Annotated in this window: 27 protein-coding genes, 1 pseudogene and 1 riboswitch; of the genes and pseudogenes, 12 read left to right on the forward strand and 16 right to left on the reverse strand. The window is 72.6% G+C overall.

The features are described from left to right. Positions 1 to 99: 99 nt before the first annotated feature. A pseudogene (locus AB0K65_RS17555) lies at positions 100 to 372 on the forward strand (major capsid protein); the annotation flags it as partial. A 64-nt stretch (positions 373 to 436) separates the two neighbouring features. Then, the gene (locus AB0K65_RS17560; protein WP_365717334.1) at positions 437 to 1,051 is read left to right on the forward strand and encodes a major capsid protein; all 615 of its coding nucleotides are present in this window, start codon (positions 437 to 439) and stop codon (positions 1,049 to 1,051) included. Between the two features lie 83 nt (positions 1,052 to 1,134). On the opposite strand, the gene AB0K65_RS17565 is transcribed toward AB0K65_RS17560, so the two are convergent. From AB0K65_RS17565 to AB0K65_RS17575, 3 genes are read right to left on the reverse strand one after another with little or no spacing between them, the layout of a single operon-like run. Beyond that, on the reverse strand, positions 1,135 to 1,983 hold the full coding sequence (locus AB0K65_RS17565) for a helix-turn-helix transcriptional regulator (RefSeq protein WP_365717336.1): 849 nt from the start codon (positions 1,981 to 1,983) through the stop codon (positions 1,135 to 1,137). A 14-nt stretch (positions 1,984 to 1,997) separates the two neighbouring features. After that, positions 1,998 to 2,513 carry a DUF6879 family protein gene (locus AB0K65_RS17570; protein WP_365717338.1) on the reverse strand — a complete coding sequence of 172 codons (516 nt, stop codon included), beginning with the start codon at positions 2,511 to 2,513 and terminating at the stop codon, positions 1,998 to 2,000. Then, positions 2,485 to 2,739: a hypothetical protein gene (locus AB0K65_RS17575; RefSeq protein ID WP_365717340.1), complete on the reverse strand. Its 255-nt coding sequence runs from the start codon at positions 2,737 to 2,739 to the stop codon at positions 2,485 to 2,487. The genes AB0K65_RS17570 and AB0K65_RS17575 overlap by 29 nt, the downstream gene beginning before the upstream one ends. A gap of 186 nt (positions 2,740 to 2,925) precedes the next feature. Here AB0K65_RS17575 and AB0K65_RS17580 point away from each other — a divergent pair, with 186 nt between their 5' ends. The 3 genes from AB0K65_RS17580 to AB0K65_RS17590 all read left to right on the forward strand — a co-directional run bounded on the left by AB0K65_RS17580 (position 2,926) and on the right by AB0K65_RS17590 (position 4,602). Further along, complete coding sequence (locus AB0K65_RS17580) at positions 2,926 to 3,117, forward strand: hypothetical protein (protein ID WP_365717342.1); 192 nt, start codon at positions 2,926 to 2,928, stop codon at positions 3,115 to 3,117. Beyond that, a complete protein-coding gene (locus AB0K65_RS17585; RefSeq protein ID WP_365717344.1) occupies positions 3,105 to 3,311 on the forward strand; it encodes a hypothetical protein in 207 nt (68 codons plus the stop codon). Before AB0K65_RS17580 ends, AB0K65_RS17585 begins: the two co-directional genes overlap by 13 nt. 115 nt (positions 3,312 to 3,426) lie before the next feature. Further along, positions 3,427 to 4,602 carry a serpin family protein gene (locus AB0K65_RS17590; RefSeq protein WP_365717346.1) on the forward strand — a complete coding sequence of 392 codons (1,176 nt, stop codon included), beginning with the start codon at positions 3,427 to 3,429 and terminating at the stop codon, positions 4,600 to 4,602. Between the two features lie 130 nt (positions 4,603 to 4,732). Here AB0K65_RS17590 and AB0K65_RS17595 read toward each other — a convergent pair whose 3' ends face one another. The 3 genes from AB0K65_RS17595 to AB0K65_RS17605 all read right to left on the reverse strand — a co-directional run bounded on the left by AB0K65_RS17595 (position 4,733) and on the right by AB0K65_RS17605 (position 7,092). Continuing rightward, a complete protein-coding gene (locus AB0K65_RS17595; protein ID WP_365717348.1) occupies positions 4,733 to 5,401 on the reverse strand; it encodes an O-methyltransferase in 669 nt (222 codons plus the stop codon). Then, positions 5,398 to 5,583: a hypothetical protein gene (locus AB0K65_RS17600; RefSeq protein ID WP_365717350.1), complete on the reverse strand. Its 186-nt coding sequence runs from the start codon at positions 5,581 to 5,583 to the stop codon at positions 5,398 to 5,400. The genes AB0K65_RS17595 and AB0K65_RS17600 overlap by 4 nt, the downstream gene beginning before the upstream one ends. A 261-nt stretch (positions 5,584 to 5,844) precedes the next feature. Then, a complete protein-coding gene (locus AB0K65_RS17605) occupies positions 5,845 to 7,092 on the reverse strand; it encodes a cytochrome P450 (RefSeq protein WP_365717352.1) in 1,248 nt (415 codons plus the stop codon). Positions 7,093 to 7,345: 253 nt separating this feature from the next. Here AB0K65_RS17605 and AB0K65_RS17610 point away from each other — a divergent pair, with 253 nt between their 5' ends. Further along, positions 7,346 to 8,515: a steroid 3-ketoacyl-CoA thiolase gene (locus AB0K65_RS17610; RefSeq protein WP_365717354.1), complete on the forward strand. Its 1,170-nt coding sequence runs from the start codon at positions 7,346 to 7,348 to the stop codon at positions 8,513 to 8,515. 85 nt (positions 8,516 to 8,600) lie between these two features. Here the strand turns inward: AB0K65_RS17610 and AB0K65_RS17615 are convergent, their stop codons facing one another. From AB0K65_RS17615 to AB0K65_RS17645, 7 genes are all read right to left on the reverse strand, one after another. Continuing rightward, positions 8,601 to 9,002 carry a transglycosylase SLT domain-containing protein gene (locus AB0K65_RS17615; protein WP_365717356.1) on the reverse strand — a complete coding sequence of 134 codons (402 nt, stop codon included), beginning with the start codon at positions 9,000 to 9,002 and terminating at the stop codon, positions 8,601 to 8,603. A 287-nt stretch (positions 9,003 to 9,289) separates the two neighbouring features. Further along, positions 9,290 to 10,168 carry an ECF transporter S component gene (locus AB0K65_RS17620; RefSeq protein WP_365717358.1) on the reverse strand — a complete coding sequence of 293 codons (879 nt, stop codon included), beginning with the start codon at positions 10,166 to 10,168 and terminating at the stop codon, positions 9,290 to 9,292. Then, positions 10,165 to 12,186, reverse strand: coding sequence for an ATP-binding cassette domain-containing protein (locus AB0K65_RS17625; RefSeq protein WP_365717360.1), 2,022 nt, complete (start codon positions 12,184 to 12,186; stop codon positions 10,165 to 10,167). The genes AB0K65_RS17620 and AB0K65_RS17625 overlap by 4 nt, the downstream gene beginning before the upstream one ends. Beyond that, on the reverse strand, positions 12,183 to 13,346 hold the full coding sequence (locus AB0K65_RS17630; protein WP_365717362.1) for an energy-coupling factor transporter transmembrane protein EcfT: 1,164 nt from the start codon (positions 13,344 to 13,346) through the stop codon (positions 12,183 to 12,185). The genes AB0K65_RS17625 and AB0K65_RS17630 overlap by 4 nt, the downstream gene beginning before the upstream one ends. Then, on the reverse strand, positions 13,343 to 13,993 hold the full coding sequence (locus AB0K65_RS17635; RefSeq protein ID WP_365717441.1) for an SCO2322 family protein: 651 nt from the start codon (positions 13,991 to 13,993) through the stop codon (positions 13,343 to 13,345). The genes AB0K65_RS17630 and AB0K65_RS17635 overlap by 4 nt, the downstream gene beginning before the upstream one ends. A 41-nt stretch (positions 13,994 to 14,034) precedes the next feature. Beyond that, complete coding sequence (locus AB0K65_RS17640) at positions 14,035 to 15,297, reverse strand: prenyltransferase/squalene oxidase repeat-containing protein (RefSeq protein WP_365717364.1); 1,263 nt, start codon at positions 15,295 to 15,297, stop codon at positions 14,035 to 14,037. A gap of 97 nt (positions 15,298 to 15,394) precedes the next feature. Then, positions 15,395 to 15,464: riboswitch (cobalamin riboswitch) on the reverse strand. A 309-nt stretch (positions 15,465 to 15,773) separates the two neighbouring features. Continuing rightward, a complete protein-coding gene (locus tag AB0K65_RS17645; protein WP_365717366.1) occupies positions 15,774 to 16,811 on the reverse strand; it encodes an MBL fold metallo-hydrolase in 1,038 nt (345 codons plus the stop codon). 120 nt (positions 16,812 to 16,931) lie between these two features. On the opposite strand from AB0K65_RS17645, the gene AB0K65_RS17650 reads away from it, so the two are divergent. Beyond that, on the forward strand, positions 16,932 to 18,401 hold the full coding sequence (locus AB0K65_RS17650) for an aldehyde dehydrogenase (RefSeq protein ID WP_365717368.1): 1,470 nt from the start codon (positions 16,932 to 16,934) through the stop codon (positions 18,399 to 18,401). Beyond that, the gene (locus tag AB0K65_RS17655) at positions 18,401 to 18,634 is read left to right on the forward strand and encodes a ferredoxin (RefSeq protein ID WP_365717370.1); all 234 of its coding nucleotides are present in this window, start codon (positions 18,401 to 18,403) and stop codon (positions 18,632 to 18,634) included. The genes AB0K65_RS17650 and AB0K65_RS17655 overlap by 1 nt, the downstream gene beginning before the upstream one ends. A gap of 46 nt (positions 18,635 to 18,680) precedes the next feature. Here the strand turns inward: AB0K65_RS17655 and AB0K65_RS17660 are convergent, their stop codons facing one another. Continuing rightward, positions 18,681 to 19,355 carry a TetR family transcriptional regulator gene (locus AB0K65_RS17660; protein ID WP_365717372.1) on the reverse strand — a complete coding sequence of 225 codons (675 nt, stop codon included), beginning with the start codon at positions 19,353 to 19,355 and terminating at the stop codon, positions 18,681 to 18,683. A 206-nt stretch (positions 19,356 to 19,561) separates the two neighbouring features. Here AB0K65_RS17660 and AB0K65_RS17665 point away from each other — a divergent pair, with 206 nt between their 5' ends. The 3 genes from AB0K65_RS17665 (at position 19,562) to AB0K65_RS17675 (ending at position 22,879) form a co-directional block, all read left to right on the forward strand. After that, the gene (locus AB0K65_RS17665) at positions 19,562 to 20,890 is read left to right on the forward strand and encodes a glycosyltransferase family 4 protein (RefSeq protein ID WP_365717374.1); all 1,329 of its coding nucleotides are present in this window, start codon (positions 19,562 to 19,564) and stop codon (positions 20,888 to 20,890) included. A gap of 160 nt (positions 20,891 to 21,050) precedes the next feature. Next, entirely contained in the window at positions 21,051 to 21,806 is a 756-nt protein-coding gene (locus AB0K65_RS17670) for a class I SAM-dependent methyltransferase (protein WP_365717376.1), read from the forward strand. Further along, positions 21,803 to 22,879 carry a prenyltransferase gene (locus AB0K65_RS17675; RefSeq protein WP_365717378.1) on the forward strand — a complete coding sequence of 359 codons (1,077 nt, stop codon included), beginning with the start codon at positions 21,803 to 21,805 and terminating at the stop codon, positions 22,877 to 22,879. The genes AB0K65_RS17670 and AB0K65_RS17675 overlap by 4 nt, the downstream gene beginning before the upstream one ends. A gap of 105 nt (positions 22,880 to 22,984) precedes the next feature. Here the strand turns inward: AB0K65_RS17675 and AB0K65_RS17680 are convergent, their stop codons facing one another. Further along, positions 22,985 to 23,278, reverse strand: coding sequence for a hypothetical protein (locus AB0K65_RS17680; protein ID WP_365717380.1), 294 nt, complete (start codon positions 23,276 to 23,278; stop codon positions 22,985 to 22,987). A 122-nt stretch (positions 23,279 to 23,400) separates the two neighbouring features. Here AB0K65_RS17680 and AB0K65_RS17685 point away from each other — a divergent pair, with 122 nt between their 5' ends. Next, positions 23,401 to 23,958 carry a hypothetical protein gene (locus AB0K65_RS17685; RefSeq protein WP_365717382.1) on the forward strand — a complete coding sequence of 186 codons (558 nt, stop codon included), beginning with the start codon at positions 23,401 to 23,403 and terminating at the stop codon, positions 23,956 to 23,958. Between the two features lie 108 nt (positions 23,959 to 24,066). Here AB0K65_RS17685 and AB0K65_RS17690 read toward each other — a convergent pair whose 3' ends face one another. Next, a complete protein-coding gene (locus AB0K65_RS17690; protein ID WP_365717443.1) occupies positions 24,067 to 26,169 on the reverse strand; it encodes a pectinesterase family protein in 2,103 nt (700 codons plus the stop codon). Positions 26,170 to 26,194: the final 25 nt, after the last annotated feature.

Here is a 26,194-nt window from a genome sequence, read left to right on the forward strand (position 1 = left end):
CCCTCCCCGAGCCGTGAAAGCACGGCAGGGAGGCAAAAAACTCGCATGGCTCATCAGAGCGTTTCGGTGGAGAGCCATGCGCTGATCAATTAATCAACTATGGAAGGAATTTCCTTGACTCTCACTCTTGCCGAATCGGCCAAGATCACCCTTGACCAGCTTCAGCGCGGCGTAATCGAGACGTTTGTTCAAGAGTCGCCGATTCTCGACCGGCTTCCCCTTGTTCAGGTGGAGGGAAGCGCGTTCAAGTACAACGAGGAGTCCAGCCTTCCCGGCGTGGCCTTCCGTGCGATCAACGAGGCGTATCCGGAGAGCACCGGCACGCTGAACCAGCGCGTCGAGACTCTGGCCATCCTGGGAGGTGACGCCGACGTGGACAAGTTCATCGTCCAGACGCGGGGGAACCTCAACGATCAGCGTGCGATTCAGACCCCATATGAAGGTCAAGGTCGCCTCGATTCACTTCGCCGACCAGTTCTTCAACGGCGACGTCGAGGTCAACCCGAAGGGGTTCGACGGTCTTCGCAAGCGGCTGATCGGGCGCCAGGTCATCGACGCCGGAGGGAAGGGCGCCGTTGCCCACGGTCATGACTTCTTCTATCTGCTCGACACTCTGACGAATCAGGTGCGTGGCATCGACGGAAAGAACGGCGCGCTCTATATGAACGCCGCGCTGCGCGCCAAGATCGCATCCGGTTTCCGGCGGCTCGGCGGCAGTGAACTGCTGACCGTGGACATAGCCGGTAAGCCCACGGTCATGTGGAACGGCATCCCGCTGCTGGATGCCGGCCAGCGTCTCGACGGTACGGACGTTCTGCCCCTGTCGACCGGGACTGGTGGTGCGGAGACCGGTGACATCTACGCAGTTCGTTTCGGTGCGACCGAGGCGGACGCTGGTGTCTCTGGACTCACCAACGGTGGCGTTCAGGTCACCGAACTGGGCGAGTCCCACGACAAGCCGGTCTACCGAATTCGCATCGACTTCTACTGTGGCATCGCGCTCTTCGGCGGTAAGGCAGCCGCACGCCTTACCGGCGTACTGAATGGCTGATGCCGCCATACGGCCCCTGTGTCTCTCTCCTTGGCCGGAGAGGGCGCAGGGGCCTTTTGGCGTTTCCGCAGCAATCCGGACGGTCAGTCGAGCGACGACAAGGCGGACGTCACGAGCGTGCGTGCGGCGGCTCCCCGTGCCGATCCTTGCGACAGTCGGTCGAAGGCTCGTGCGTACAGATCGACTTGGCTTGGCTGCGTCAGTGTGGACGCGGCATCCAGGGTGTCCGCGTGCACCCTCGTGTCGTCGAAGATGGTGAAGGTCGGCATGGGCCAAACAGCCCGCTGCGACGAGAACGGGACGATGCCCACGGCCACGTTGTGGAGGTCCATGACCGCCAGGAGGTGACCGAGCTGTGCCGCCATCGTCTCGACGGTACACAGCCGGTAGCGCAGGACCGATTCCTCCAGGACGAACGAGAACCGGTGCGCCGCGTTGTTCAGTACCGCATTCCGTCTCATGCGGACCTTGACTGCCTCTGTCACGTCGTCCGGTGTTCCCCGGAAGTCCGCGATGGACGACAGGAGCGCGGTCGCGTACCCGGGTGTCTGGAGGAAGCCGGGGATCACGTCGGAGACGTAGACGCGGAAGAGGTGCGTGCGCCGGTACAGGCTCTCCGTGGATTCCTGCACGTGCCGTAGGCCGCCACGCTGGAGGCGTTTCCATTGGATGTGGGCGTCCGCGGATTGTCTGTTCGCTGCGATGAGGTCCGGTGCCTGGTCGTCGGCTCCGCACGCCCGGCACCATGCTCGGAGGTCGGCGTCGGATGGGGGCGTCTTGGCGTTGCCGATGCGCGACACCTTCGAGTCCGACCAGCGGAGCCTGACGGCCAGCTCCCGCCCGCTGATTCCGGCGTCCCTGCGCAGCTCGCGCAGCCGGCCCGCGAGTGCTTCACGGGCTTGCTGGACGCTCGATGAGGGGTGTGGGGGCATGGAGCTGGCTGTCCTCAGATCGCGTACAGGTGGTGCGGGACGGCCCGGTCCCAGACGGCCTCGAAGGCCGAGGCGCAGAGCTTCACCGTCGCCGTGTCATCGGTGATCTCGTCTTCGACCACCGCGCCGTCGCCGGAGAAGTGATGCACGCGCAGGAGTTCGCCGTCGAAGAGCCAGAAGTCATTGCCAGGGAGGGCGATGTCCGTGGCCCGGCGGCGCGGCAACCAACGGACGTCCTCGCCAGCCGTGACGTTGGCCTGGGTGACGTAGTGCTCCCACCGGATGTACTCCGTCACGGGCTCGGACACGATCCGGGCGCGCCGGATCGACACTCCTCGCGCCACGGTATCCGTGATCAACTGGTCGTACGGGTGCCACCAGGACGCGCGGTCGTCCCAGTCGATGCGCTCGCCCCGCTTCCACGCTTCGAACCTGTCAGTGGGCGCGTATGAGTCACGCATCTCCAGGTGCACGGCGGACCGCTCGCACCGGCCCAACAGCTCAGCGAAGCTGGGCACGCTCGACGGCATCGCACGCCTCCCGGATCATCGGAATCATGCGGGCCGGAAGCCTGACGATCGCCTCGCTGTCGGGAACCGGTCCGTTCGCGGGGCTGCTCGCCTCGCATTGGGCCCGAGTCTCGCTGTCCGGCTTCCAGCCTTGCAACAAGATCTCCTGAGCTTCCGTGTCCGCCCACACCGTCGGGCAGTGATCGCGGTCGGTGTTCGGGTCGATGCCTACGAACTCTACGGCCATGGCTGACTCCCTGGTCCAGGTGATTGCGTGGGCTTGCATGAACCATGCCGACCTGCGTAGGGGGCGTCAACGCGCTAATGAGACAGGTGATTTGGCATGCAAACTCATGCAATTTCGTGGAGCTTCCGTCGGGCGTCTTCCTAGCGTCCTCGGCAAGGAACGCAGACAGACCGAGGGGACGACGACATGCCCGGCAAGGCTCAGGAGCGCGAAACGGACGCACGGCAGTGGGAGTACACGACCTACGCCCCTTCCTGCGAGGTTTGCCCTGCATGCAACAAGCCGATCGCGTCGCTCGAACGTTGTCGCCGGGGAACGCTGCGCGAGCCGTCCAAGCCCGACAAGGCCGTCTACCAGCACGTGAAGTGCCCGAAGTGATCGGCCCGGACGACATCGGCCGGCGGGTGGAGGGCAGCGCCGGAAGGGTGGGCATCCTGCGTGACGTGATCCGGGACTACGAGGACCCCGCCGAGCTGCCCAGGGAGCGCCGGAAGCGCCCTATGGCATTCCTGTGGTCCGAGCACGGCGGGCGGGAGTGGCTGGTCCCGCCCGACCATGTGCGGCGAGCGTAGTGGAGCATGAGCCAACGGCTTCTAGGCTGGCGGGCCGTAGGGGCGCTCGTCCGAGGTTTTATGTGAGTGGCTTGACCCATTCATTGATCTTCACGATGCTCATGAAGGGCAGGATATGACCGGTACGGAACTGGCGGCGCACACGGGAGCCGTGCGGGCGCTCGCCGCGCGGTGGCTGCCCTGCTTCGGCGACGGGGACTTCGTCTGCTCGCCCGCCGGGTTGTGGCTGGCCCTCGGGGCGGTGGCCTCCGGGGCGCGGGGCGGGACCGCCGAGGAGCTGCGGAACGTGCTCGGGGTCGACGGGGAGGCGGCGGCCGGCGCCGTGACGGCCGGCGGGCGGTGGCTGCGGCGGACGGAGGGGGTGGCCGTCGCGACCGGGGTGTGGAGCGGGGTCCCGGTGCTCGACGGCTTCCGGCAGGGGCTGCCCGATGTGGGGTTCGGGCCGCTGGCCGGGGCCGGCGGCGCGCAGCGGGAGATCGACTCCTGGGTGGAGGAGTCGACGGGCGGACGGATCGACCGGCTGCCGCTCGCCCTCGACGGCTCCGAGGACCTGGTACTCGTCAACGCCCTCGCACTGAAGGCGTCCTGGCTCGGCGCGTTCCCCGCCGCGGGGACGCGGGACAAGCCGTTCACGGACCGGAACGGCGACTCCGCCCTCGTACCGACCATGCACCGGCGGATTCCCGCCACCTGGGCGTGGCGGGTGGGCGGGGCGACCGTCGTCGAACTGCCCTGCCAGGGAGCCGGATCGGCCGGGCCGGCGGGGGCGGCTGGGGGAGACGAAGGACGCGCGGGGGCCGAGGGCAGTGCCGTGCGGGTGCGGTTCGTCCTCGGGGCGGAGGGGGACGACCCCGCCGGGGCGCCGGCCGCCGCCTGGGCCGAGGCCGGGCGGCGCGAGGCGCTGCGGGCCGACGGCGTCGAACTGGCCCTGCCTCGCTTCTCGTTGCGCGCGCGGACCGATGTGTACGGGCAGCTGCCCGCCCTCGGCGTCTCCCGGGCCGTCCGGCCCGGCGCCGACTTCTCCGGCCTCTCGCCCGAGGAGCTCTGCATCTCCAAGGTCGTCCAGGAAGCGCTCGTGGAGGTCGCCGAACAGGGCGTGGAGGCCGCCGCCGTCACCACCGTCGCGATGACCCGCAGTGGCGCTCCGCCCCGGCCGAAGGTGATCGAGGAGATCGCCTTCGACCGTCCCTTCGGCGTGGTCGTCCTCGACGCCTCGGGGGAGGTGCCGCTCTTCGTCGGCCGGCAGTCGAGCGCGCCCCGGTCCCCGGCCCGTGCCGGGGGGAGCGCCTAGCTCTCCGGGGCCGACGCGTGCGGGGCGGCCGGCCCTTCCGGCCCCCGGATCCCTGCTCGCGGGGCCTGCCCTTCCGGCCCCCGGACCCCTGCTCGCGCGGGTGGGAGCGCCCGGCGCTTCCCCCGAGGTGTCAGCTCACCACCCGCGCCACCAGCAGGCCGTCGTACCCCTTCGTTCCCACGGTCTGGAGGGCCGTGGCGTCCAGGCGGGGCTCGCGCGCGACCAGGTCGAACATGGCGCGGGTGCCCGTGACCGCCGGGTCGTCCGGGCGCTCGTGCGCGACCTTGCCGCCCCGCACCACGTTGTCGACGATGATCAGCGTGCCGGGGCGGGAGAGCCTCAGCGCCCAGGAGACGTAGTGCGGGTTGTTCACCTTGTCGGCGTCGACGAAGACCAGGTCGAACGGGCCGGCGCCCTCCGCCTCCAGGCGGGGGAGGGTGTCCAGGGCGGCGCCGGTGCGGACCTCGACGATCTTGTCGAGGCCGGCGCGGGCGACGTTGGCGCGGGCCACCTCGGCGTGGGCGGGGTCGTACTCCAGGGTGATCAGCCTGCCGTCGGCGGGCAGGGCGCGGGCCAGCCAGATCGTGCTGTAGCCGCCGAGGGTGCCGATCTCCAGGACCGACCGCGCACCCGTCGCCGTGGCGAGCAGGTTGAGCAGCTTGCCCTGGTTGGGGGCGACGGCGATCTCGGGCAGTCCCGCGTCCGTCGAGGCGGCGAGCGCGGCGTCGAGCGCCTCGTCGGCCGGCAGGAGCAGGTCGGTGACGTAGTGGTCGACAGCGGTCCATTGATCATGGGTCATACGGTCGAACGTACCCCGGTGCCCCGGCGTCGTACGCGTACCGCCACCGTCGTCGCGATGCCCGCCGCCAGGACGCCGCAGACCGTCAGGAGCCACACCGGGATGCCGCCGCCGACGGTGAGCAGCCGGTCGGTGTTGTGGACGATCCGCCGGTAGGGGGTGCCGGCGACCGCCCTCAGCACGTGGTCCGCGTCGATGCGCGCGGGTTCGGGGAACTCCTGGTCCAGTGCGGTGAGAGAGACCTCCCGCCCGCCGGTGAGCCCGGCGACGGCGCCCTCCGGCCGGACCGGGCCCGCGAACCGCGACGGCGACCGGCCGGTCTCCGGTTCGAGAGAGGCGGGGGCCGGCGTAGGGGGGATGGACCCCCGCCTCTCACGTCAGCCGGCCACGCGGGCCCGCGGCTTCGTGGCTCGGCGGGCCACGCGGGCCCGCGGCGCCGTGACTCAGCCGGCCACGCGGACGCGCAGCTCCTTGATGCCGTTCAGCCAGGCCGCCCGCAGCCGGCGCGGCTCGCCCGCCGGCGTCAGGTCGGGCAGCTCGTCCGCCAGGGCGTTGAAGATCAGCTCGATCTCCTTGATGGCGAGGGACTTGCCGAGGCAGAAGTGCGGGCCCCCGCCGCCGAAGCCGAGGTGGGGGTTGGGGTCGCGGGTGATGTCGAAGGCCTCGGGGTCGTCGAAGACGTCCGGGTCGTTGTTGGCGGAGGAGTAGAAGAGCCCCAGCCGGTCGCCCTTGCGGATCTTCTGCCCGCCCAGCTCGGTGTCCTGCGTGGCCGTGCGCTGGAAGGAGACCACCGGGGTCGCCCAGCGCACGATCTCCTCGGCGGCGGTCGCCGGCCGTTCACGCCGGAAGAGTTCCCACTGGTCGGGGTGGGTGAGGAAGGCGTGCATGCCGTGACTGATGGCGTTCCGGGTGGTCTCGTTGCCGGCCACGGCCAGCAGCAGGACGAAGAAGCCGAACTCGTCCGACGAGAGGTTGCCCTGGCCCTCGGCGGCGACGAGCTGCGTCACGATGTCCTTGGCGGGACACTCCTTCCGGGCCGCGGCGAGGTTCATCGCGTATCCGATGAGTTCCATGGCGGCCTCGGCGCCGATCTCCTCGGTGATGGCGTACTCGGGGTCGTCGTAGGCGACCATCTTGTTCGACCAGTCGAAGATCCGGGAGCGGTCCTCCTGGGGGACGCCGATGAGTTCGGCGATCGCCTGGAGCGGGAGTTCGACGGCGACCTGGGTGACGAAGTCGAAGGTGCCGTCCGCGCCGGCGTTGCGCTTCGCCTCCTCCACGATCGTCCGCGCGCGGGTCCGCAGCGCCACCTCCAGCGCCCGGATCGCGCGCGGGGTGAAGCCGCGCTGGACGATCTGGCGGACCCGGGTGTGCTCCGGCGGGTCCATATTGAGCATGATCAGCTTCTGGACCTCGATCTGGTCCCGGGTGATGTGCTCGTTGAAGCGGATGACGGCCGTGTTCTCGGTGGAGGAGAACAGCTCGGGCCGGGTGGAGACGTACTTGACGTCGGCGTGGCGGGTGACGGCCCAGTAGCCCTCGTCGTCGAAACCCGTGACGCCCCTCGGCTGAGGGCACCACCACACCGGAGCGGTCTGCCGCAGCCGGGCGAACTCCGGGAAGGGGATGCGGGCCTGGAGCAGGTCGGGATCGGTGGCGTCGAACCCTTCGGGGAGGTGAGGGCAGGGCATCGGCAACACACTCCATGTCTGAGACGCGTTCGTCTGACGGTCCATCAGAAGTTGTCGGAAAGGTAGTAACGAGTTCTACAAGTGGCAAGGGCCACGGTGGGAAGTGTTGCGGAGAAAGGGTGCAGCCGGTAGGTGCACGGCCCTTGCGTACCGGCGGTAGCAGTCATAAGACTGCACTCAGAACTAGAACGCGTACTAGTTCCCTGGGGCGGAGTGCCGGGACACCCCGCCGGGGCGAGGAGAGGACGAGCTCATGGCCGCGGAACCCGTCATCGTCGAAGCCGTACGCACCCCCATCGGCAAGCGCGGAGGCGCGCTCGCCAATCTGCACCCCGCCTACCTCCTGGGCGAGACCTACCGCGAACTCCTGGGCCGTACCGGCATCCACGCCGACTGCGTCGAGCAGATCGTCGGAGGTACGGTCACCCACGCCGGCGAGCAGTCCATGAATCCGGCGCGCAACGCCTGGCTCGCCATGGGGCTGCCCTACGAGACCGCCGCCACCACCGTCGACTGTCAGTGCGGCTCCTCGCAGCAGGCGAGCCACATGGTCGCCAACATGATCTCCTCCGGGGTCGTCGACATCGGCATCAGCTGTGGCGTGGAGGCCATGTCCCGCGTCCCCCTCGGCTCCGGATCCAAGCACGGGCCGGGAAAGCCCTGGCCCGACGAGTGGCACGTCGACCTGCCCAACCAGTTCGAGGCCGCCGAGCGTATCGCCCGCAAGCGAGGGCTCACCCGTGAACGGGTCGACGCGCTCGGGCTGCTGTCCCAGGAGCGGGCGGCGATCGCCTGGTCCGAGGAGCGCTTCAAGCGCGAGACCTTCGCCGTCCAGGTCCCCACCACGGAGGAGGAGCAGGCGGCCGGGCAGGGCATGTGGCGGCTCGTCGACCGCGACGAGGGGCTGCGCGACACCAGCACGGAGGCCCTCGCCGGGCTCAAGCCGGTCATGCCGACCGCCGTCCACACCGCGGGGAACTCCTCCCAGATCTCCGACGGCGCCTGCGCGCTGATGTGGGCCTCCAAGCGGATGGCCCGCGCCCTCAAGCTCCGGCCCCGGGCCCGGATCGTCGCCCAGGCACTCGTCGGATCCGACCCGCACTTCCACCTCGACGGGCCGATCGACGCCACCCGTGCCGTGCTGGGGAAGGCCGGGATGTCGCTCAAGGACATCGACCTCGTCGAGATCAACGAGGCCTTCGCCTCGGTGGTGCTGAGCTGGGCGCAGGTGTTCGACCAGGACCTGGAGAAGGTGAACGTGAACGGGGGAGCGATCGCGCTCGGTCACCCCGTCGGGGCCACCGGCGCGCGGCTCATCACGACCGCCCTGCACGAGCTGGAGCGGACGGACAAGGAGTTCGCGCTGGTCACGATGTGCGCGGGCGGAGCCTTGGCGACCGGCACCATCATCCAGCGGTTGTAGCGGACACGGGCAGACGCGGCAGGCCCCGCCCCTCCTTCGCGGAGGGCGGGGCCGTGCGGGACGCCGTCGTGGCGGCGGCGGTGGCTCAGTACCAGCCGTTGGCCTGCCAGAACGCCCAGGCGGCGTTCGGGCTGCCGTAGCGGTCGTTCATGTAGTCGAGGCCCCACTTGATCTGGGTGGCCGGGTTGGTCTTCCAGTCGGAGCCGGCGGACGACATCTTCGAGGCGGGCAGGGCCTGCACCAGGCCGTAGGCGCCGCTGGAGGAGTTCGTCGCGGTGTAGTTCCAGCCGGACTCGTGCGACACGATCTTGCTGAACGCCTGGTACTGCGAGGCGGGCACGATCTGCTTGGCGATCTCCTGCGGAGACGCAGCGGAGGCCGTGGCCGTCGTGCCCAGCACCGCTCCCGAGGCTCCCAGCAGCACGGCTGCGGAGACGGCGACGGTCTTCTTGCGGGCGGAGACACGAGTGGAGAGGGAGCGGAACAACGGAAGACACCTCACGTCGGGGACATGGTCCGCGCCGGGCGTTTCAGGCAAGCCGGAACCAGAGCCCGGGAAACCGGGAACCGGGGTAATCGGCTCGTCCGAGGAGCTGCGCTGAGCGCCGGCTGCCTGGCGACGTCCACCAGACAAGCAGGGCCGGCTCGGGCCGGCAACGACCCCCTGTACTACCCCCGATCGCACGTCCGGCGAACGTCCCGGGCCGACCGACCCGCACGTTTCCGCAGGTCGAAAGGGGCGTATGGGGTGAGGCGGGCGATCGCGCCCGTCTCCTATTCCGGGCCGTACGTGACGTAGGTCCTGTGGGGCGCCTCACGCTCGCGGGACCCGGAAGGGGCCTCGAACGTGACCTGGGCCTCGAAGTTCGCGCGTCTCGTCGCCCGCCGGAGCGCCTTGAGGAGGGTCCCGCCGACCGTGAGGGTGAGGACCACGGTCAGCGCGGCGCGGCCGAGGTCCCAGCCGAGCGAGGTGGCCAGGACGTAGACGACGAACCTCGCCAGGTTCTCGTGCACCGGATCCCCGGCGACGAAGGAGGCTCCCGAAGGCCCCGCCACGATCGGCCAGCCGTACAGGTTCATGACGGTGCCGTACGCGAACGCCGCCACGAACCCGTACGCGCAGAGCATCAGCAGCTCGCCGCGCCCCCGGAGGCGGTCCGGGCCCGGCAGCAGGCCCGCGCCCATCGCGAACCAGCCCATCGACAGCATCTGGAACGGCATCCAGGGGCCGACACCGCCCGTGAGCAGGGCGGACGCGAACATCGTCACCGAGCCGAGGACGAAGCCGAAGCCGGGCCCGAGGACCCGGCCGCTCAGCACCATCAGGAAGAACATCGGCTCCAGACCGGCCGTACCGGCGCCCAGCGGCCGCAGGGCCGCCCCGACCGCGGCCAGGACGCCCAGCATCGCGACCGCCTTCGCGTCCATCCCGCTGTCGGCGATGGTCGCGACCACGACCGCGACGAGGAGCGGCAGCAGGGCGGCGAAGAGCCAGGGGGCGTCGGCGGAGTGGGAGGTCACGGCAGCCGAGGAGTCGGCGAGCAGCGGCCAGCCGAACGCCAGGACGCCCACGACGGAGATCAGGACGAGCGCGGCGATCGCGCGGGGGCCGAGCCGCAGGGGGCGGGCGGGGGCCGCCCTCCGGGCGCTCACCTGGCCTCCCTCAGGTGCGGGGCGACCTGCTCGACCGTGAGCCACGGCTGGGGGGCGAGGATCTTCGCGACCTGCGGGGAGAAGGCGGGGGACGAGACCACGACCTCGGCCGTCGGGCCGTCCGCGACGACCTCGCCGCCCGCCAGGATCACCACCCGGTGCGCCAGCTCGGCGGCGAGCTCCACGTCGTGCGTGGCGAGGACGAGGGCGTGCCCCTCGGCGGCCAGCATCCGCAGGTGGGCGACCAGGCGGGCCTTGGCCGCGTAGTCGAGACCGCGGGTCGGCTCGTCGAGCAGCAGCAGCGGGGGGCGTCCGGTGAGGACCACGGCCAGGGCGAGCGCCAGGCGCTGCCCCTCGGACAGGTCGCGGGGATGCGTGTCGTCGGCCACGCCCGGCAGCAGCCCGGAGACCAGCTCGCGGCAGGTCCCCGGCGGGGCGCCCGCGTCCGCGTCGGCGGCGGCGCACTCGGCGGCGACGGTGTCGGCGTACAGCAGGTCACGCGGCTCCTGCGGTACGAGTCCGACCCGGCGGATCAGCTCGCCGGGCTCCGTCCTGTGCGGGACCAGACCGCCGACGCGCACGCTGCCCGACGTCGGCGGGACCATCCCCACGAGGCTTCCGAGGAGGGTGGACTTGCCGGCGCCGTTACGCCCCATGAGCGCGACGGTCTCCCCGGCGGTGACGCGCAGGTCGACGCGGCGCAGGGCCTCGACCCGGCCACGGCGGACGCCGAGCCCGTCGGCCTCGACGAGCAGCTCCCCGGGCCGCTTGCCGTGAGGGCCGACCGGGCCGGCCGCCCGCGCGCGACGCCTCCGCGAGAGGGGGAACACTCCATCCCACCACCCCCGGGCGGCCCCGGCCGCCTCGGGAACGGCGGCCGCCCCGGCTGCTCGCGGGGGCGGGATCCGGCGGATCGCTCGCGCACCAGTCGCCTCACCGGCCGTAGGCGTGACGGCTGTGTCGCCGGTCGCTCGCGCACCGGCCGTTCCGCTGGTCGCCGCGTTACCAGCCGCCTCCCCGGCCGCCACCGCACCAGCCGCCCCGTCTGCCGCCCGCGCCGCGGTCGTCTGCCCGCCAGTCGTCTCACCGGCCTCCCGCGCGACAGGCTCGTCCGCTGCCGCTGCCGCTGCCGCTGCCGCTGCCGCTGCCGCTGCCGCTGTCGCTCCCGGCGGGGCGAGCGCGGCAGCCGGTGCGCAGGGCGTCTCGGGGGCGCGGCCCTCCAGGCGGGTGCGCAGGTCGGCCGCGCGGCGGCGCGCGTCGCGGACCGTCAGCGGCAGGGGGGACCACCCCGCGAGGCGGCCCAGGGCCACCACCGGCGGGTGGACGGGGGACACGGCCATGATCTCGGCGGGCGGGCCCATGATCCCTTCCGGCAGCAGCAGGACCCGGTCGGCGTACTGCACCACCCGCTCCAGGCGGTGCTCGGCCATGAGGACCGTCGTCCCCAGGTCGTGGACCAGACGCTGGAGCACCGCCAGCACGTCCTCGGCCGCCGCCGGGTCCAGTGCCGAGGTCGGCTCGTCCAGGACCAGCACCTGGGGGTGCGGGGTGAGCACCGAGCCGATCGCCACCCGCTGGCGCTGCCCGCCAGAGAGCGTGGCGATCGGGCGGTCGCGCAGTTCCGCGAGCCCGAGCAGGTCAAGCGTCTCCTCCACCCGGCGCCGCATCACCGCCGGAGCCAGGCCCAGGGACTCCATCCCGTACGCCAGCTCGTCCTCGACCGTGTCGGTGACGAAGTGCGCGAGCGGGTCCTGGCCGACGGTGCCGACCACGTCCGCCAGCTCACGCGGCTTGTGGGTCCGGCTGTCGCGGCCCGCGACGGTGACCCGGCCACTGAGCGTTCCGCCCGTGAAGTGCGGGACGAGCCCCGACACCGCGCCGAGCAGTGTCGACTTGCCGACCCCGGAGGGGCCGACGAGCAGCACCAGCTCCCCCTCGGGGACCGTCACGTCCAGGTTCCGGAGGGTGGGAGCGTCGGCGTCCCCGTACGTCACCGAGACGTTCTCGAAGCGGATCACGGAACTCGGGACTCCTCGGACGCAGACACAGAGACGGGCGGGGACGCGGAAACGGGCGCGGAGTCGGGCGGGGACACGGAGGCGGGCACCGGGGCGACGAACGCCGGAACCAGACCCACCAGCACCGACAGCGCCGGCCACACCGGCAGGTACGGCGCCACGAGCGGGACGACCCCGGGGCGCAGCGCGTCGGGCGCGTAGGTGTCGGCGACGATCATCAGCGCCGCCACCACCGCTCCCGAACCGGCGACCAGCCAGGCGCGCGCCCCCCAGCGGTCGGGCCGGTAGCGGGTCCGTACGGTCCGCCGTCCGCCCAGCCACAGACCGGCCGCGGCCGCGGCGAGACCGACACCGACGAGCGGCAGCCCGTACCCCGCGCCCTCCGCCGCCAGCAGGCCGTACGAACCGGCGCACACCCCGAGCAGGCCGCCCAGCGTCAGCACGTTCGTCGTCCGCCGCACCGCCGCCGGGACCCGCGCCGTACGCCCGTACCCGCGCGCGTCCATCGACGCCGCCACGGCGACCGACCGTTCCAGCGCGCCTTCGAGGACGGGCAGCCCGATCTGGAGCACCGCCCGCGAGCCGCCGGTCGGGCGGCCGCGCAGCCGTCGGGCCGTCCGCAGCCGGACCACGTCGGCGACCATGTTCGGCGCGAACGTCATCGCCACGACGACGGCCACCCCGGCCTCGTACAGCGCGCCGGGCAGCGACTTGAGGAGCCGGGCCGGGTTGGCGAGCGCGTTCGCGGCGCCGACGCAGATGAGCAGGGCCGCCAGCTTCGCCCCGTCGTACACCGCGAAGACCAGCTGTTCGGCGGTGACCCGGCCGCCGATCCGTACGCCCTGGGCCCAGTCCGGCAGGGGCAGTTCGGGCAAGGTGACCAGCTCGTGGGTGCCGGGGATCGGCGAGCCGAGGACGACCGAGAACACCACCCGGACGAAGACCACGAACAGGCCGAGCTTCACGAAGGCGCCGTACGAGCGGGCCCAGGGCGCGTCGGTGCGGCGCGCCGCGACGACATAGCCGGCGACGGCGACGATCAGTCCGAGGAGCAGGGGATTGGTGGTGCGGGAGGCGGCCACGGCGAGGCCGAGCGCCCAGAGCCACCAGGCGCCCGCGTGCAGGGCGTTGGACCGGTTCGCCTCGGGGGCACGGATCATGCGCGGCGGCGAGCCTTCCAGACCGCCGCGCCGCCGAGGACGAGCACGGCCGCCCCGCCCGCGGCGATCCCGAGGGCGGGACCGCCGTCGCCGTCCTCCCCGCCGTCTCCGGCGGCCGTGGCCGTCGGGCCGCGCCCGTCCGGCTTCGCGGTCCCGGACGGCTCGGTCTGCGCCACCTGCTCGCCGCAGCCCTTCGCGGGGTAGCCGGCGATGCCGCAGAGCATCGCCGCGCTGTCGTACCGCAGCGGCTTCGCCACCGCCGCCAGCGCCTCCGCCCCCGTCGCGTCCTCGCGCACCTGCGCGCAGCCGACCGTGAGGGCGGGTACCGGGGGTGTCTCGCCGGGCGGGGCGTCCGACGGGCCGCCGAAGTCGACGACGACCGCGACCCGCTTGGTGCCGCGCTTCTCCGGCGTACCGGAGCAGACCGCCGCGAAGTCGGGGGCCGCGGAGGGCCGGGTGGCGTCCTTCGTGTCCTGGCTGACCGCGAAGCGGAAGCCGATCGCCTCCCCGTCGCCGGGCCTGGCGGTCGCCGGGCCCAGGCTCGCGTACGTCCACCGGTCGGCGCCTTCGCCCTCCCAGAAGGACCAGTACCGGTATCCGGCGGCCTGGGCGGGGCCGGCGGCGGCCGCGGTCAGGACGGCGGCCACCGCGGCGGTGGCCGCCGCGGCCGCGGAGAGACGCCAGGACCTCACTTCTTGCGGCCGCTCAGCAGGATGCCGATGCCGACGCCGACGACGGTGCCGATGCCGATGATCCACCAGATGCCGAACGAGCCGGAGTCCTCGCCGTCCTCGGCCTTCGCGTCGCTCGCCGATGCCGTGGCGGACGGCGAGGACTGCGGCGCCGGGCCGGTGGCGGCGAGCAGGCCGAGGAGGTCGGCGGAGCCGAAGGCGGTCGGGTCGACACCCATGGCGTTGGCGGCGAAGACCAGCTGGGCGTAGGCGGCCGGGCCGTTCTCCCGCGCCCAGGCGGCGGAGTTCTTCTCCAGCCAGGTCAGCGCCCCGGCCGCTTCCTCGGTGGCGCCGGTCGCCGCGAGGGCGACGACGGCGTCGGCGGTGTTGCCGTAGTCCGGCAGCGGGGCCGACTCGGCGGCGCCGGGCATGGGCGGCGTGTTCAGGTGGCCGGTCTTCGCCAGCGCGCCCGCCAGGTAGGAGGCGCCGTTGAGGGCGGCCCGCTCGACCGTCCGCTTGGGCAGGTCGGTACAGGTGGGCGTCTGCGCGGGCTTCACGCCGCGCGCGGTGATGCCCTTGCCGAGCCCGGCGAGCGTGGCGGCCGCGGTGGCGTCGGCGTTCGCGAGGAGCGTGCCGGTCTTGTCGGGCTGGTAGGCGAACGCGCCCGCCCCGTCCTTGGTGGCGCAGGGGACGGCGAAGCCGAGCAGCGCGTCGTACGGCGTCCTGCCGTCGGCGGACGTCACCTCGCCCGGCTTCTCGCCGAGCGCGGCGAGGGCGCCGATCACGATCGAGGTCGAGTTGGCGTCGCTGGGGCTGCCGGGGTTGTAGCCCCAGCCGCCGTCCTTGTTCTGGACGCCCTTCAGCCAGCCCGCGCCCGCCTTGGCGGCCTTGGCGAGCGCCTCGGGGTCGGCGCTGTCGCGCTTGACGCCGAAGAGGGCCTGGACGGCGACGGCGGTGGCGTTGGTGTCCAGCATGGTGGCCGGGGCGCACGGCTTGGCGGGGTCCGGGCGGTACGAGGAGAAGGCGCCGCTGTCGCACTGCTGCCGCTGGAGCCAGGTCACGGCCTGCTCGGCGGGCTGGATGCCGTTCGTGCGCTGGGCGATGAAGGCGAGCGACTGGCGCCAGACTCCGTCGTACGTCGGGTCCTTGGTGCCGTAGAGGCCGGAGGGGATCACCGGCGTGGGGGTGGGGGAGGGCGCGGCGGATGCGACGGAAGCCGTTCCGGTGCAGAGCAGCGCGGCGGCTGCGAACGCGGCGGCGCCGCGGCGGACGGTGGTCATGCGTGCTGGCCTCTCCTGCGGCCGGGCACCGGCACGCGCAAGGGCACCAGGCTCGGCTCCGTATTCCTCGACGGTGCCGGCGTTCACGTCCCGGACGGGGCATTCCGACTCACCACGCGGGGTGGCTCACGGTTGCGGGTCAGTGCCGGATTTCCACCGGCTTCCCCCCGTACGGGCATGATGACGACGGGCACACTCTACCGGCCCGTAGCCCGGGCGGCCGGGGAGTGCGAGGTGCCTCACACCCCGCGACCCCGGGGCGCGGCCGGCGGCGGAACCGCGAGGCGCCGGAGTGCCCGCCCACCGGCCTCGTGAGAGGGCCGGCGGCGGAACCGCGAGGCGCCGGCGTGCCCGATCGGGACGTACGGGCGACCGCCTTCCGCAGCCCCCGGCCGGCCGCCGGCTGCGCCAGGGGTGCGGTGGAACCCGCGGACGGCCGACCGGCCCCCGGTCAGACCGCCGCACCGGGACCCCGGTCAGACCGCCACGTACGCCACCGGGTCCGTGCCGGCCGCCGGTTCCGCGCGGCCCAGTTTCACCAGTCGGCGCAGATGCGCCTCGGCCTCGCTGACCGCGATGGTCCGGGAGCCGTACGGGATCCGTTCCCAGGGGCGGTTCCACTCCATCCGTTCGGCGAGCTGCCACGGGGTGAGAGGGGTGGCCAGCAGGGCGAGGAGGCCCGTCAGCCGCTCCTCGTGATGGTCGAGGAGCTCGCGGACCCGGCCGGCCGCGTCGGCGAAGGCGTACTGATGGGCGGGGAGCACCTCCGCGACGCCGAGGCGGCCGATCCGCTCCAGCGAGTCCAGGTAGTCGCCCAGCGGGTCGGTGACGGTGTCGTCGTCCGGGTCCTCGTAGAGACCGATGTGCGGCGAGATCCCGGGCAGCAGGTGGTCGCCGGAGAACAGCCGGCCGTGCCCAGGCAGCCCGGCCGGGTGGGCCTCCTCCAGATGCAGGCAGACGTGGCCGGGGGTGTGACCGGGGGTCCAGACGGCGCGCAGGCGCCGCCCCGCGAGGTCGAGGAGCTCTCCGGGGACGATCTCGCGGTCGGGCAGGGCCGAGCGCAGCCCGGGCAGGGTCCGCATCCGGCCGTTCCCCCGGGCGGCGAAAAGCGGGGCGGTGTGCTCCTCGGGGGCGCCGACGGCGGCGAGTTTGCGGGCGAGGTAGTCGAGCCACACCCCGGGCTCGGACGCGCGGGTGCGGCGGACGACGGCGGTGTCGGCGGCGTGCATCGCGATCCACGCGCCGGAGGCCTCGCGGACCCGGCCGGACAGGCCGTGGTGGTCGGGGTGGTGGTGGGTGATGACGACGCCGTGGACGTCGCGGACGGACGTGCCGAGCGCGGTGAGCCCGGCGGCGAGTTCGTCCCAGGAGGCCGGGTCGTCCCAGCCGGTGTCGATGAGGACGGGGCCGCGGTCCGTGTCGACGACATGGACCAGGGTGTGGCCGAGCGGGTTGTCCGGGATGGGGACGCGGAGGGACCAGACGCCTCCGCCGTGCTCGGTCACCTGGGTCATGGATCCTCATCTCTCCGCGACGGCACGGCATCCGTTCGAGCATTGCCGATGATAAGTAGAACTGGTATCAGTTCTGAAACACAGTCAGGTAACGTCGCGGGTTCCGGGAGGCAGTCGGTCATGACCGAGCTTGTGGAGCACGGAAAGCTGTACGTCGGCGGCCGGTTGACCGATCCCCTCGGCAGTGAGGTCATCGAGGTGATCTCACCCCACACCGAGGAGGTCGTCGGCCGCGTGCCGCACGCCTCCCGGGCCGATGTCGACCGGGCCGTCGCCGCCGCCCGCGAGGCGTTCGACCACGGACCCTGGCCCCGGGCGACGCTCGAGGAGCGGATCGGGGTCGTCACCCGGATCAAGGACGCCATCGCCGTCCGGCACGAGGAGATCGCCCGCTCGATCAGTACGCAGAACGGCTCCCCGTACTCCTGGAGCGTGCTGGCCCAGGCGCTCGGCGCGATGATGGTCTGGGACGCCGCGATCACCGTCGCCCGCGACTTCACGTACGAGTCCCGGCGTGACGGAGTCCTCGGGCCGATCATGGTGCGGCGCGAACCGGTGGGGGTGGTCGCGGCCGTCGTGCCGTGGAACGTCCCGCAGTTCACGGCGGCGGCGAAGCTGGGCCCGGCGCTGCTGGCCGGCTGCACGGTGGTGCTGAAGCCGTCGCCGGAAAGTCCGCTCGACTCCTACATCCTGGGCGAGATCGCGGCGGAGGCCGGGCTGCCCGAGGGGGTCCTGAGCATCCTGCCGGCCGACCGGGAGGTCAGCGAATACCTGGTCGGGCACCCGGGCGTCGACAAGGTCTCCTTCACGGGGTCGGTCGCGGCCGGGAAGCGCGTGATGGAGGTCGCCTCCCGCAACCTCACCCGCGTCACCCTCGAACTCGGCGGCAAGTCCGCCGCCGTCGTCCTGCCGGACGCGGACGTGGCGGCCGCCGTCGCCGGGATCGTCCCGGCCGCCTGGATGAACAACGGGCAGGCGTGCGTCGCCCAGACCCGCATCCTCGCCCCGCGCAGCCGCTACGACGAGATCGCCGAGGCGCTCGCCGCGGCCGCCGGCGCCCTCGTCGTCGGCGACCCGCTCGACCCGGCGACCCAGGTCGGCCCGCTCGTCGCCCGCCGCCAGCAGCGGCGCTCCCTCGACTACATCGGCATCGGCCAGGAGGAGGGCGCCAAGGTCCTCGCGGGCGGCGGCCGTCCCGCGGGCCGGGAGCGCGGCTGGTACGTCGAGCCGACGCTCTTCGGCGACGTCGACAACTCCATGCGGATCGCCCGAGAGGAGATCTTCGGACCCGTCGTCTGCCTCCTCCCGTACGGGGACGAGAGCGAGGCGCTCCGGATCGCCGACGACTCCGACTACGGGCTCAGCGGCAGCGTCTGGACCGGGGACGTCGAGCACGGCATCGACTTCGCCCGGCGGGTGCGCACCGGCACCTTCAACGTGAACACCTTCAGCCTGGACATGCTCGGCCCGTTCGGCGGCTACAAGAACTCCGGCCTGGGGCGGGAGTTCGGTCCCGAGGGCTTCGGCGAGTACCTGGAGCACAAGATGATCCATCTGCCGGCCGGGTACGAGGGGCCGGGTGGGGCGTGATGGGCGACCGCTGGCACGTCGAGGTCGACCGGGGGGTGTGCATCGGCTCGGCCATGTGCGTGAACCACGCCCCGGACGGCTTCCGGCTCGACTCGGCCCGTCAGTCGCATCCCACGCGGCCGGATGCGGACGCGAACGAGAGCGTGCTCGCGGCGGCCGAGGGCTGCCCCGTGGAGGCGATCCTGATCACCCTGCTCGACGGCGGAGAGCCGGTCTTCCCTCCGGAGGAGTAGGCGTCCCTCCCTGGCGGCCCTTCGGCGTGCCGCCGGGGGAAGGGCCTCAGCGCGCCGTCCCGGCCCGCCCGCGCGCCTTCGTGGCCGCGGGCGCGGCCGGGCCGCCCGCGGGGGCGGCGCCGCTCGGCGCGGTCAGGTCGATCAGCCGGCAGACCGTCTCGATGTCGATCTTCACCTGGGCGATCGAGGCCCGCCCGGACAGCCACGTGATCAGCGCCGAGTGCCAGGTGTGCTCGATCACCCGGACCGCCGAGAGCTGCTCCGGGGTCGGGTGCTCCAGCTCCATCGCGTCCAGGATGATCGCCGTCGTGAGCCGCGACACCGTGTCCACCTCGGGACTCACGCTCCGGTCCGCGAACGTCAGGGCCCGTACCATCGCGTCCGCGAGCTGTGGTTCCCGCTGGAGCGCCCGGAAGGCGCGCATCAGCGTCTCCGCTACCCGCTCCGCCGAGCTGTCCCCGGCCGGCGGCCGCTTCCGCAGGGTCGTGTGCATGTGCTGGAGCTGGTCCTGCATCGTCGCGACCAGCAGATGGATCTTGGAGGGGAAATAGCGGTACAGCGTGCCCAGGGCCACCCCGGCGGCCTCGGCGACCTCACGCATCTGTACGGCGTCGAAACCGCCCCGCCCGGCCAGCTGCGCGCTGGCGTGCAGGATGCGCCGGCGGCGCGCCTCCTGGCGTTCCGTCAGGGGCGGCGAGTCGGGTCTGTCTTCCGCGGTCATGGAGTCCCGTTCCGTGCGGTGGGGAGCGACAGTATGGCGGGGGCCCCGCCGTGGCGCGAATCACCTGATCCGGTTCTTACAGCGGGGCTACCTGCCGGTAGATTCAGTGCACCTTGAACGATCAAGAGCGATCAAGTCTGTAACTTGTTCTAGATTAGCGCGAGCGGTTACGCTCCCGCGAAACGCACGCTCGAAGGGGGCAGCGAGTGACCGCTGAGGCCATAGAGTCAGGCCCCCGCCAGGGCCTCACCGGCGACGGTGACCGTCCGTTGCGGATCGCTCTCCTCACGTACAAGGGCAACCCGTTCTGCGGAGGCCAGGGCGTCTACGTCCGGCACCTCTCCCGCGAACTCGCCCGGCTCGGGCACACCGTGGAGGTCATCGGCTCCCAGCCGTACCCGGTCCTCGACGAGGGACTGCCCGGGCTCACCCTCACCGAGCTGGCGAGCCTGGACCTGTACCGGTCGCCGGACCCCTTCCGCACGCCCCGGCGCGACGAGTACCGGGACTGGATCGACGCCCTCGAGGTCGCCACCATGTGGACCGGCGGCTTCCCCGAGCCCCTCACGTTCTCGCTCCGGGCCCGGCGCACGCTCGCCGCCCGCCGCGGCGACTTCGACGTCGTCCACGACAACCAGACCCTCGGATACGGACTCCTCGGCGGCCCGGACGCGATCGGCGCCCCGCTCGTCACCACGATCCACCACCCCATCACCGTCGACCGGCAGCTCGACCTCGACGCCGCCGACGACTGGAAACGGCGCGCCTCCGTCCGCCGCTGGTACGGCTTCACACGCATGCAGAAGCGGGTCGCCCGCCGGCTGCCGTCCGTGCTGACCGTCTCCGGAACCTCCCGCCGGGAGATCGTCGAGCACCTCGGCGTACGCGAGGACCGCATCCGGGTCGTCCACATCGGCGCCGACACCGCCCTGTGGTCCCCGGACCCGTCCGTCGCCGAGGTCCCCGGCCGGATCGTCACCACCTCCAGCGCGGACGTGCCGCTCAAGGGGCTCGTCCACCTCGTCGAGGCGCTCGCCAAGCTCCGTACCGGCAACCCCGCCGCGCACCTCGTCGTCGTCGGCAAGCGCGCCGAGGACGGGCCGGTCGCCCAGGCCATCGAGCGGCACGGGCTCCAGGACGCCGTCGAGTTCGTCAAGGGCATCACCGACGCCGAACTCGTCGACCTGGTCCGCTCCGCCCAGGTCTCCTGCGTGCCGTCGCTGTACGAGGGGTTCTCGCTGCCGGCCGCCGAGGCCATGGCCACCGGGACCCCGCTCGTCGCCACCACCGGCGGGGCGATCCCCGAAGTCGCCGGCCGCGACGGCGAGACCTGTCTCGCCGTGCCCCCGGCCGACCCGGACGCGCTGGCCGAGGCCCTGCGCCGGGTCCTCGGGGACGCGGAGCTGAGGGCCCGCCTGGGCGCCGCCGGGCGCCGTCGCGTCCTGCAGAACTTCACCTGGGCGCGGGCCGCCCAGGGCACCGCGGAGCTGTACCGCGAGGCGATCGCCCGGCAGGGCCGGACGGCCCGCAGGTGACCGGACTCCGGCGCCGCCCCCGGGCGCATCCGCGCGCCCGAGGAGCGGCGCAGCCCCCCGCCCGCCGCGCGGCACACCTCCGTGCCCGCCGCGCGGGCACGACTCACGGCCGCCCAGCGGCCCCATCCGTGGACCACCCCGACCGCGAAGGCAGGCACTCGTGCTGACCGTCGACTTCACCCGCTTCCCGCTCGCCCCCGGCGACCGCGTGCTCGACCTGGGCTGCGGTGCGGGCCGGCACGCCTTCGAGTGCTACCGGCGCGGCGCCCAGGTCGTGGCCCTCGACCAGAACGGCGAGGAGATCCGCGAGGTCGCCACCTGGTTCGCCGCGATGAAGGAGGCCGGCGAGGCCCCCGTCGGCGCGACCGCCACCGCGATGGAGGGCGACGCGCTCAACCTGCCCTTCCCCGACGAGTCCTTCGACGTCGTCATCATCTCCGAGGTGATGGAGCACATCCCGGACGACAAGGGCGTGCTCGCCGAGATGGTGCGCGTCCTCAAGCCGGGCGGACGCATCGCGATCACCGTCCCGCGCTACGGCCCCGAGAAGGTGTGCTGGACCCTGTCCGACGCCTACCACGAGGTCGAGGGCGGCCACATCCGTATCTACAAGGCAGACGAGCTGCTCGGCAAGATCCGGCAGGCGGGCCTCAAGCCGTACGGCACCCACCACGCGCACGCCCTGCACTCCCCGTACTGGTGGCTGAAGTGCGCCTTCGGCGTGGACAACGACAAGGCGCTGCCGGTCCGCGCCTACCACAAGCTCCTGGTCTGGGACATCATGAAGAAGCCCGCGCTCACCCGGGTCGCCGAGCAGCTCCTCAACCCGGTCGTCGGCAAGAGCTTCGTCGTCTACTCGACCAAGCCCCATCTGCCCAAGGCGGATGCCGGGACCTCCGCGGACGTCGCCAAGTGACCTCTCCCGAAAGCATCGCCGAGCACCTGCTGCTGCCCGGTGTCCTCACCGCGGATCAGGCCGCCCGGACCGTCGCCGGGATCCTCGCCGTCCAGCGCGAGGACGGGGCGATCCCCTGGTTCCGCGGCCACCACCTCGACCCGTGGGACCACACCGAGGCCGCCATGGCCCTCGACACGGCCGGCGAACACGCCGCCGCGGCCCGCGCCTACGAGTGGCTGGCCCGCCACCAGAGCGGCGACGGCTCCTGGTACGCCGCCTACCAGGACGGCGACCCGCACGACGTCACCGACCGCGGCCGGGAGTCCAACTTCGTCGCGTACGTCGCCGTCGGCGTCTGGCACCACTACCTCTCGACCGGCGACGACGCCTTCCTCGACCGGATGTGGCCCGTCGTCTTCGCCGCCGTCGAGTTCGTCCTCGCCCTCCAGCAGCCGGGCGGGCAGATCGGCTGGAAGCGCGAGGCCGACGGCACGGCCGTCGAGGACGCGCTGCTCACCGGCAGCTCCTCGATCCACCAGGCGCTGCGCTGCGCGCTCGCCATCGCCGAGGAGCGCGAGGAGCCGCAGCCCGACTGGGAGCTGGCGGCGGGCGCGCTCGGCCACGCCATCCGCAGCCACCCCGAGCGCTTCCTCGACAAGTCGCGCTACTCCATGGACTGGTACTACCCCGTCCTCGGCGGCGCCGTGACGGGTGAAGCCGCCAGGGCCCGGATCCAGGCGCGCTGGGACGACTTCGTCGTGCCGGGCCTCGGCGTGCGCTGCGTGCTGCCCAATCCCTGGGTGACCGGCGGCGAGAGCTGCGAACTCGCCCTCGCGCTCTGGGCGATCGGCGAGTCCGACCGCGCCCTGGAGATCCTCCAGTCCATCCAGCACCTGCGCGCCGAGGACGGCATGTACTGGACGGGGTACGTCTTCGGGGGCGAGCGCGCCGTCTGGCCTGAGGAGCTGACGTCCTGGACCGCCGGCTCGCTGCTGCTCGCCGTCGCGGCCCTGGGCGGCGACGAGGCGACGGTGGCGGTCTTCGGCGGCGAGCGGCTGCCCCGGGGCCTGGAGCCCGACTGCTGCGCCTGACGGGAGACCGCCGCGCCTGACGGGAGACCTGGAGCCCGACGCCGCGCCTGAGGAGGTCGGAACGGGGCCGCCGCGCCGGAGCGGCCCCGTCGCGCCCGAACGACGTCAGTGGCGGCGCAGCAGCCGCCCCGCCACGGCGTGTCCGACGACGAGGTAGACCACGGCGGCGAGACCGTAACCGGCCACCACCCGGGCCCAGGCCTCGTCGAAGGTGAAGAGGTCGTGCGACCAGCCGGCCAGCCAGCGGGCCGCGTCCTGGACGAACTCCACCAGGCCGTTGCCGCGGTTGGCGCCGAGCAGGTACATCAGGATCCAGAGGCCGATGATCGCGGCCATGACATCGGCGACGACACTGATCACCCTCGCCGCCTGCGTGGTGTTGCTCCGTCCGGAAGTCATAGGCTCCGCGTTACCCCGCGTGGCCGTTCGAAACCCGTTCGGAGTCGGTCGGCTGGCGGAGTGTCGGACCGGGGGCGAGGCTGACGCCCGTGGACTCGCCCGAGTCCCAGGGAGGTCCGGCCGTGTCCCCACCCGTCCCGGCGCGCCTGCGCCGCGCCGTCGTCGCCCTTCTCCTGTCCTGCGCGCTCCTGGCGACCACGGCCGCCTGCGGCGGTGACGACACCCCGAGCGCGAGCGGCAGCGCGAGCCCGACGAGCAGCGGCACCTTCGAACAGCAGCGGCTCGCCAAGACCCGGTTCGTCGCCAACGCGGGCCTCGCGGCCGGTGCCACGTACCAGTGGATCGTCAAGCCGTACCGCGAGGGCAGGTTCACGAAGGGCGCGGACGGTCGGACCTTCGCCCTGGTCAAGGCGGGCCTCGCGGGCACGTTCGCGTACAACAGGCTCAAGGCGGCGGTGAACAACGCCAAGGGCGACCCGCTGCTCTCGAAGGCGGTGGCCCCGCTGACGGCCGGCATCGAATCGCTGAGGGAACTCGGGACGAAGCTGCGGAAGGGCGAGGCGAGCGACGCCGACGTCGGCACCTTCGAGGACGTCATCACCAGCGTCAAGGACGCCGGCCGGAGCGCGGGCGCCGAGGTGACCGACCAGGTGCCCAGCACCTCCCAGCTCGGCGGCTGAGCCGGCCCCGGCCCCGCACGACGGCGTCCGCGCTCCGGACCGCGCGCCGGCTTCCGACCGCCTCACGGACGCGGGCTCCTCACCCCGCGACGGCGCCCGCGGTCGTCGTCAGGAGAGGGCGGGCACCCAGTCGCCGAGCCAGTCCCGCACCTCCTGGTCAGCCGCCTGCGCGTCCGTCAGCTGCGGGCGGTCGCCGCTCGCGCCGCCCGCGCCGGGGCCGGTGTTCCGGTACTCCGCGAACCGGTCGCCCTTCCACGAGAAGCCGCCCATGTCGGTCCAGGGCGTGCTCCTGACCGCCGCGCTCAGGCTGGTGTCGCGGACCGTGGTCTGCGGGTCGACGGCCGGGTCGCCTCCGGGGTGCCAGTTCCGGCCGAGGAAGAAGCTGCCCGCCGCCACGTCACCGGTGACGGCCGAGCGGTGGATCAGGATGCCCTTGCGGCCGGCGGGGGTGCTCGGTGCCGTGACGTAGCCGGCGGAGGTGCCGTTCCAGCGCTTCTTGACCGTGATGACCGACCTGTCGATGACGGCCGTCGCCCGGCCGAAGACGAAGTCGACGTTCCCCGTGACGTACGAGTTCGTGACGTAGACGCGGCCGGGCCTGTCCTTGGCGGCGGTCTCCAGCTCCAGGGTGTCCTGATCGCCGTTGACGATCACTCCGTCCAGGACGATCCGGTCGGCCGCGGTCAGCAGGGCCACCGCCTGCTGGGCGATGTCCTGGTGGCGCGCCTCGTCGAAGTCGTTGGTGACGGTCAGGTTGCGGACCTGCGAGTCGTCGGACCGGACGGCGAGGGTGGCGCTGCCCGGGGTGCCGTAGGGGCCCGAGCCGTCGGGCCTGGTCATCCCTGCCGCGTTGCCGTACACGATGACCGTGTCCTTGCGGCTCGCGCCCGCACCCTGCAGCGTGACGTGCGGCTTGTCCGCCGGGATGACGACCGTCTCGCGGTACGTGCCGGGCCGCACGGAGACGACGACCCGGGCGGGGTTGTCCGCCGGGACGGCGTCCACGGCCGCCTGGACGGTGCGGTACGCGCCGGAGCCGTCCTTGGCCACCGTCAGGGTCGTCACGGCCGCCCCCGCCCGCGGCGCCGTCGCCGTCGCCGTCGTGCCGAGCGAGGCGCGCGGCCCCGCGCCCGACCTGAGCAGGGCGGGGACGTCCGCGGCCCTGTCGGGGGTGTAGGGGTAGGACGACCGTGGGTCGAAGGCCGTGCCGCCGCTCTCGTTGCGCCCGCGGGTGCCGGAGAAGACGTTGCCGCGCTGGACGAGGGACGCGGTGGCGTCCTTGACGACGGGGTTGTTCACGCCCTGGAAGTAGCTGTTCTCCAGGAGCATCCTCGTCGCGCCCCGGGAGTAGTTGCCGTACGCGGACGTGACGGCGGTCCCCGGGTCGTCCTGGAGGTAGTTGTTGTAGAGATGCGCCCGCGCCGCGTTGTCGGTGGACGGGTTGCGCTGCTCGGTCTCGCGTAGCCAGTTGTGGTGGATCGTGATGTCGGTGACGACCTGGGGGGTCCAGCCGATGCCGAACGCCTTGTTGCCGTTGCTCAGCCGGTTCCAGGACACCGTCACGTAGGTGCTGTCCTTGCGGACGTCGATGAGCCCGTCGGCCATGTGCCGCAGATCGTTGTGGTCGATCCACACATGGTGGGCGCCGTCCATCTGCACGGCGTCGAAGTCGTGCTCCTTGTCGTTCCAGACGCCTTGGTACGTGTCACGGATGGTCAGGTTCCGGATGATCACGTTGTGGACGCCCGGCCCGAGGAAGAAGCCGCCCCCGACGATGTGTCCGGCCGTCCCCGAGCCGATGATCGTCTTGTCGGAGGCGACCTTGATCTCCCTGCCGACGGGGTTCACGGTGATGGTCCCGGCGACCACGATGACGTACGGCTCCGGGGCGGTGGCGTACTTCTCCAGGTCGGCGAGGGTCCGCACGGTGACGGTCCGGCCGTCCCGGCCTCCGTAGGTGCCCTTCTGGCCCAGGGCGTCGACGGACGCGAAGCCGTCGGCGACGGCGGTGGCCCAGGCCGGCGCGGCGGCGGGCGCGGCGGCGGGCGCGGGGGCGCCGGCGGCGGACGCCTGGGGGCGCGCGGCCTCGCCCGGCAGGCCGAAGGCGGTGCCGTACGCCATGACTCCGGCGGCGGTCAGGGCCAGCGGGACTCCGACGGTCCACGCCGTCCGCCGCCTGCGGTGCCGTGCCGTGCTGCGGCTGCGGTTCATGCTCACGGGTGCGTCCGTTCGTGTG

Source organism: Streptomyces sp. NPDC053755, from assembly GCF_040677675.1.
Classification (GTDB): Bacteria; Actinomycetota; Actinomycetes; order Streptomycetales; family Streptomycetaceae; genus Streptomyces.

Coding starts and splice junctions, on each gene's coding strand:
- AB0K65_RS17560 (WP_365717334.1), top strand. CDS start 437: ATGAAGGTCAAGGTCGCCTCGATTCACTTCGCCGACCAGTTCTTCAAC.
- AB0K65_RS17565 (WP_365717336.1), bottom strand. CDS start 1,983: ATGCCCCCACACCCCTCATCGAGCGTCCAGCAAGCCCGTGAAGCACTC.
- AB0K65_RS17570 (WP_365717338.1), bottom strand. CDS start 2,513: ATGCCGTCGAGCGTGCCCAGCTTCGCTGAGCTGTTGGGCCGGTGCGAG.
- AB0K65_RS17575 (WP_365717340.1), bottom strand. CDS start 2,739: ATGGCCGTAGAGTTCGTAGGCATCGACCCGAACACCGACCGCGATCAC.
- AB0K65_RS17580 (WP_365717342.1), top strand. CDS start 2,926: ATGCCCGGCAAGGCTCAGGAGCGCGAAACGGACGCACGGCAGTGGGAG.
- AB0K65_RS17590 (WP_365717346.1), top strand. CDS start 3,427: ATGACCGGTACGGAACTGGCGGCGCACACGGGAGCCGTGCGGGCGCTC.
- AB0K65_RS17595 (WP_365717348.1), bottom strand. CDS start 5,401: ATGACCCATGATCAATGGACCGCTGTCGACCACTACGTCACCGACCTG.
- AB0K65_RS17605 (WP_365717352.1), bottom strand. CDS start 7,092: ATGCCCTGCCCTCACCTCCCCGAAGGGTTCGACGCCACCGATCCCGAC.
- AB0K65_RS17610 (WP_365717354.1), top strand. CDS start 7,346: ATGGCCGCGGAACCCGTCATCGTCGAAGCCGTACGCACCCCCATCGGC.
- AB0K65_RS17630 (WP_365717362.1), bottom strand. CDS start 13,346: ATGATCCGTGCCCCCGAGGCGAACCGGTCCAACGCCCTGCACGCGGGC.
- AB0K65_RS17640 (WP_365717364.1), bottom strand. CDS start 15,297: ATGACCACCGTCCGCCGCGGCGCCGCCGCGTTCGCAGCCGCCGCGCTG.
- AB0K65_RS17645 (WP_365717366.1), bottom strand. CDS start 16,811: ATGACCCAGGTGACCGAGCACGGCGGAGGCGTCTGGTCCCTCCGCGTC.
- AB0K65_RS17650 (WP_365717368.1), top strand. CDS start 16,932: ATGACCGAGCTTGTGGAGCACGGAAAGCTGTACGTCGGCGGCCGGTTG.
- AB0K65_RS17655 (WP_365717370.1), top strand. CDS start 18,401: ATGGGCGACCGCTGGCACGTCGAGGTCGACCGGGGGGTGTGCATCGGC.
- AB0K65_RS17660 (WP_365717372.1), bottom strand. CDS start 19,355: ATGACCGCGGAAGACAGACCCGACTCGCCGCCCCTGACGGAACGCCAG.
- AB0K65_RS17680 (WP_365717380.1), bottom strand. CDS start 23,278: ATGACTTCCGGACGGAGCAACACCACGCAGGCGGCGAGGGTGATCAGT.
- AB0K65_RS17690 (WP_365717443.1), bottom strand. CDS start 26,169: ATGAACCGCAGCCGCAGCACGGCACGGCACCGCAGGCGGCGGACGGCG.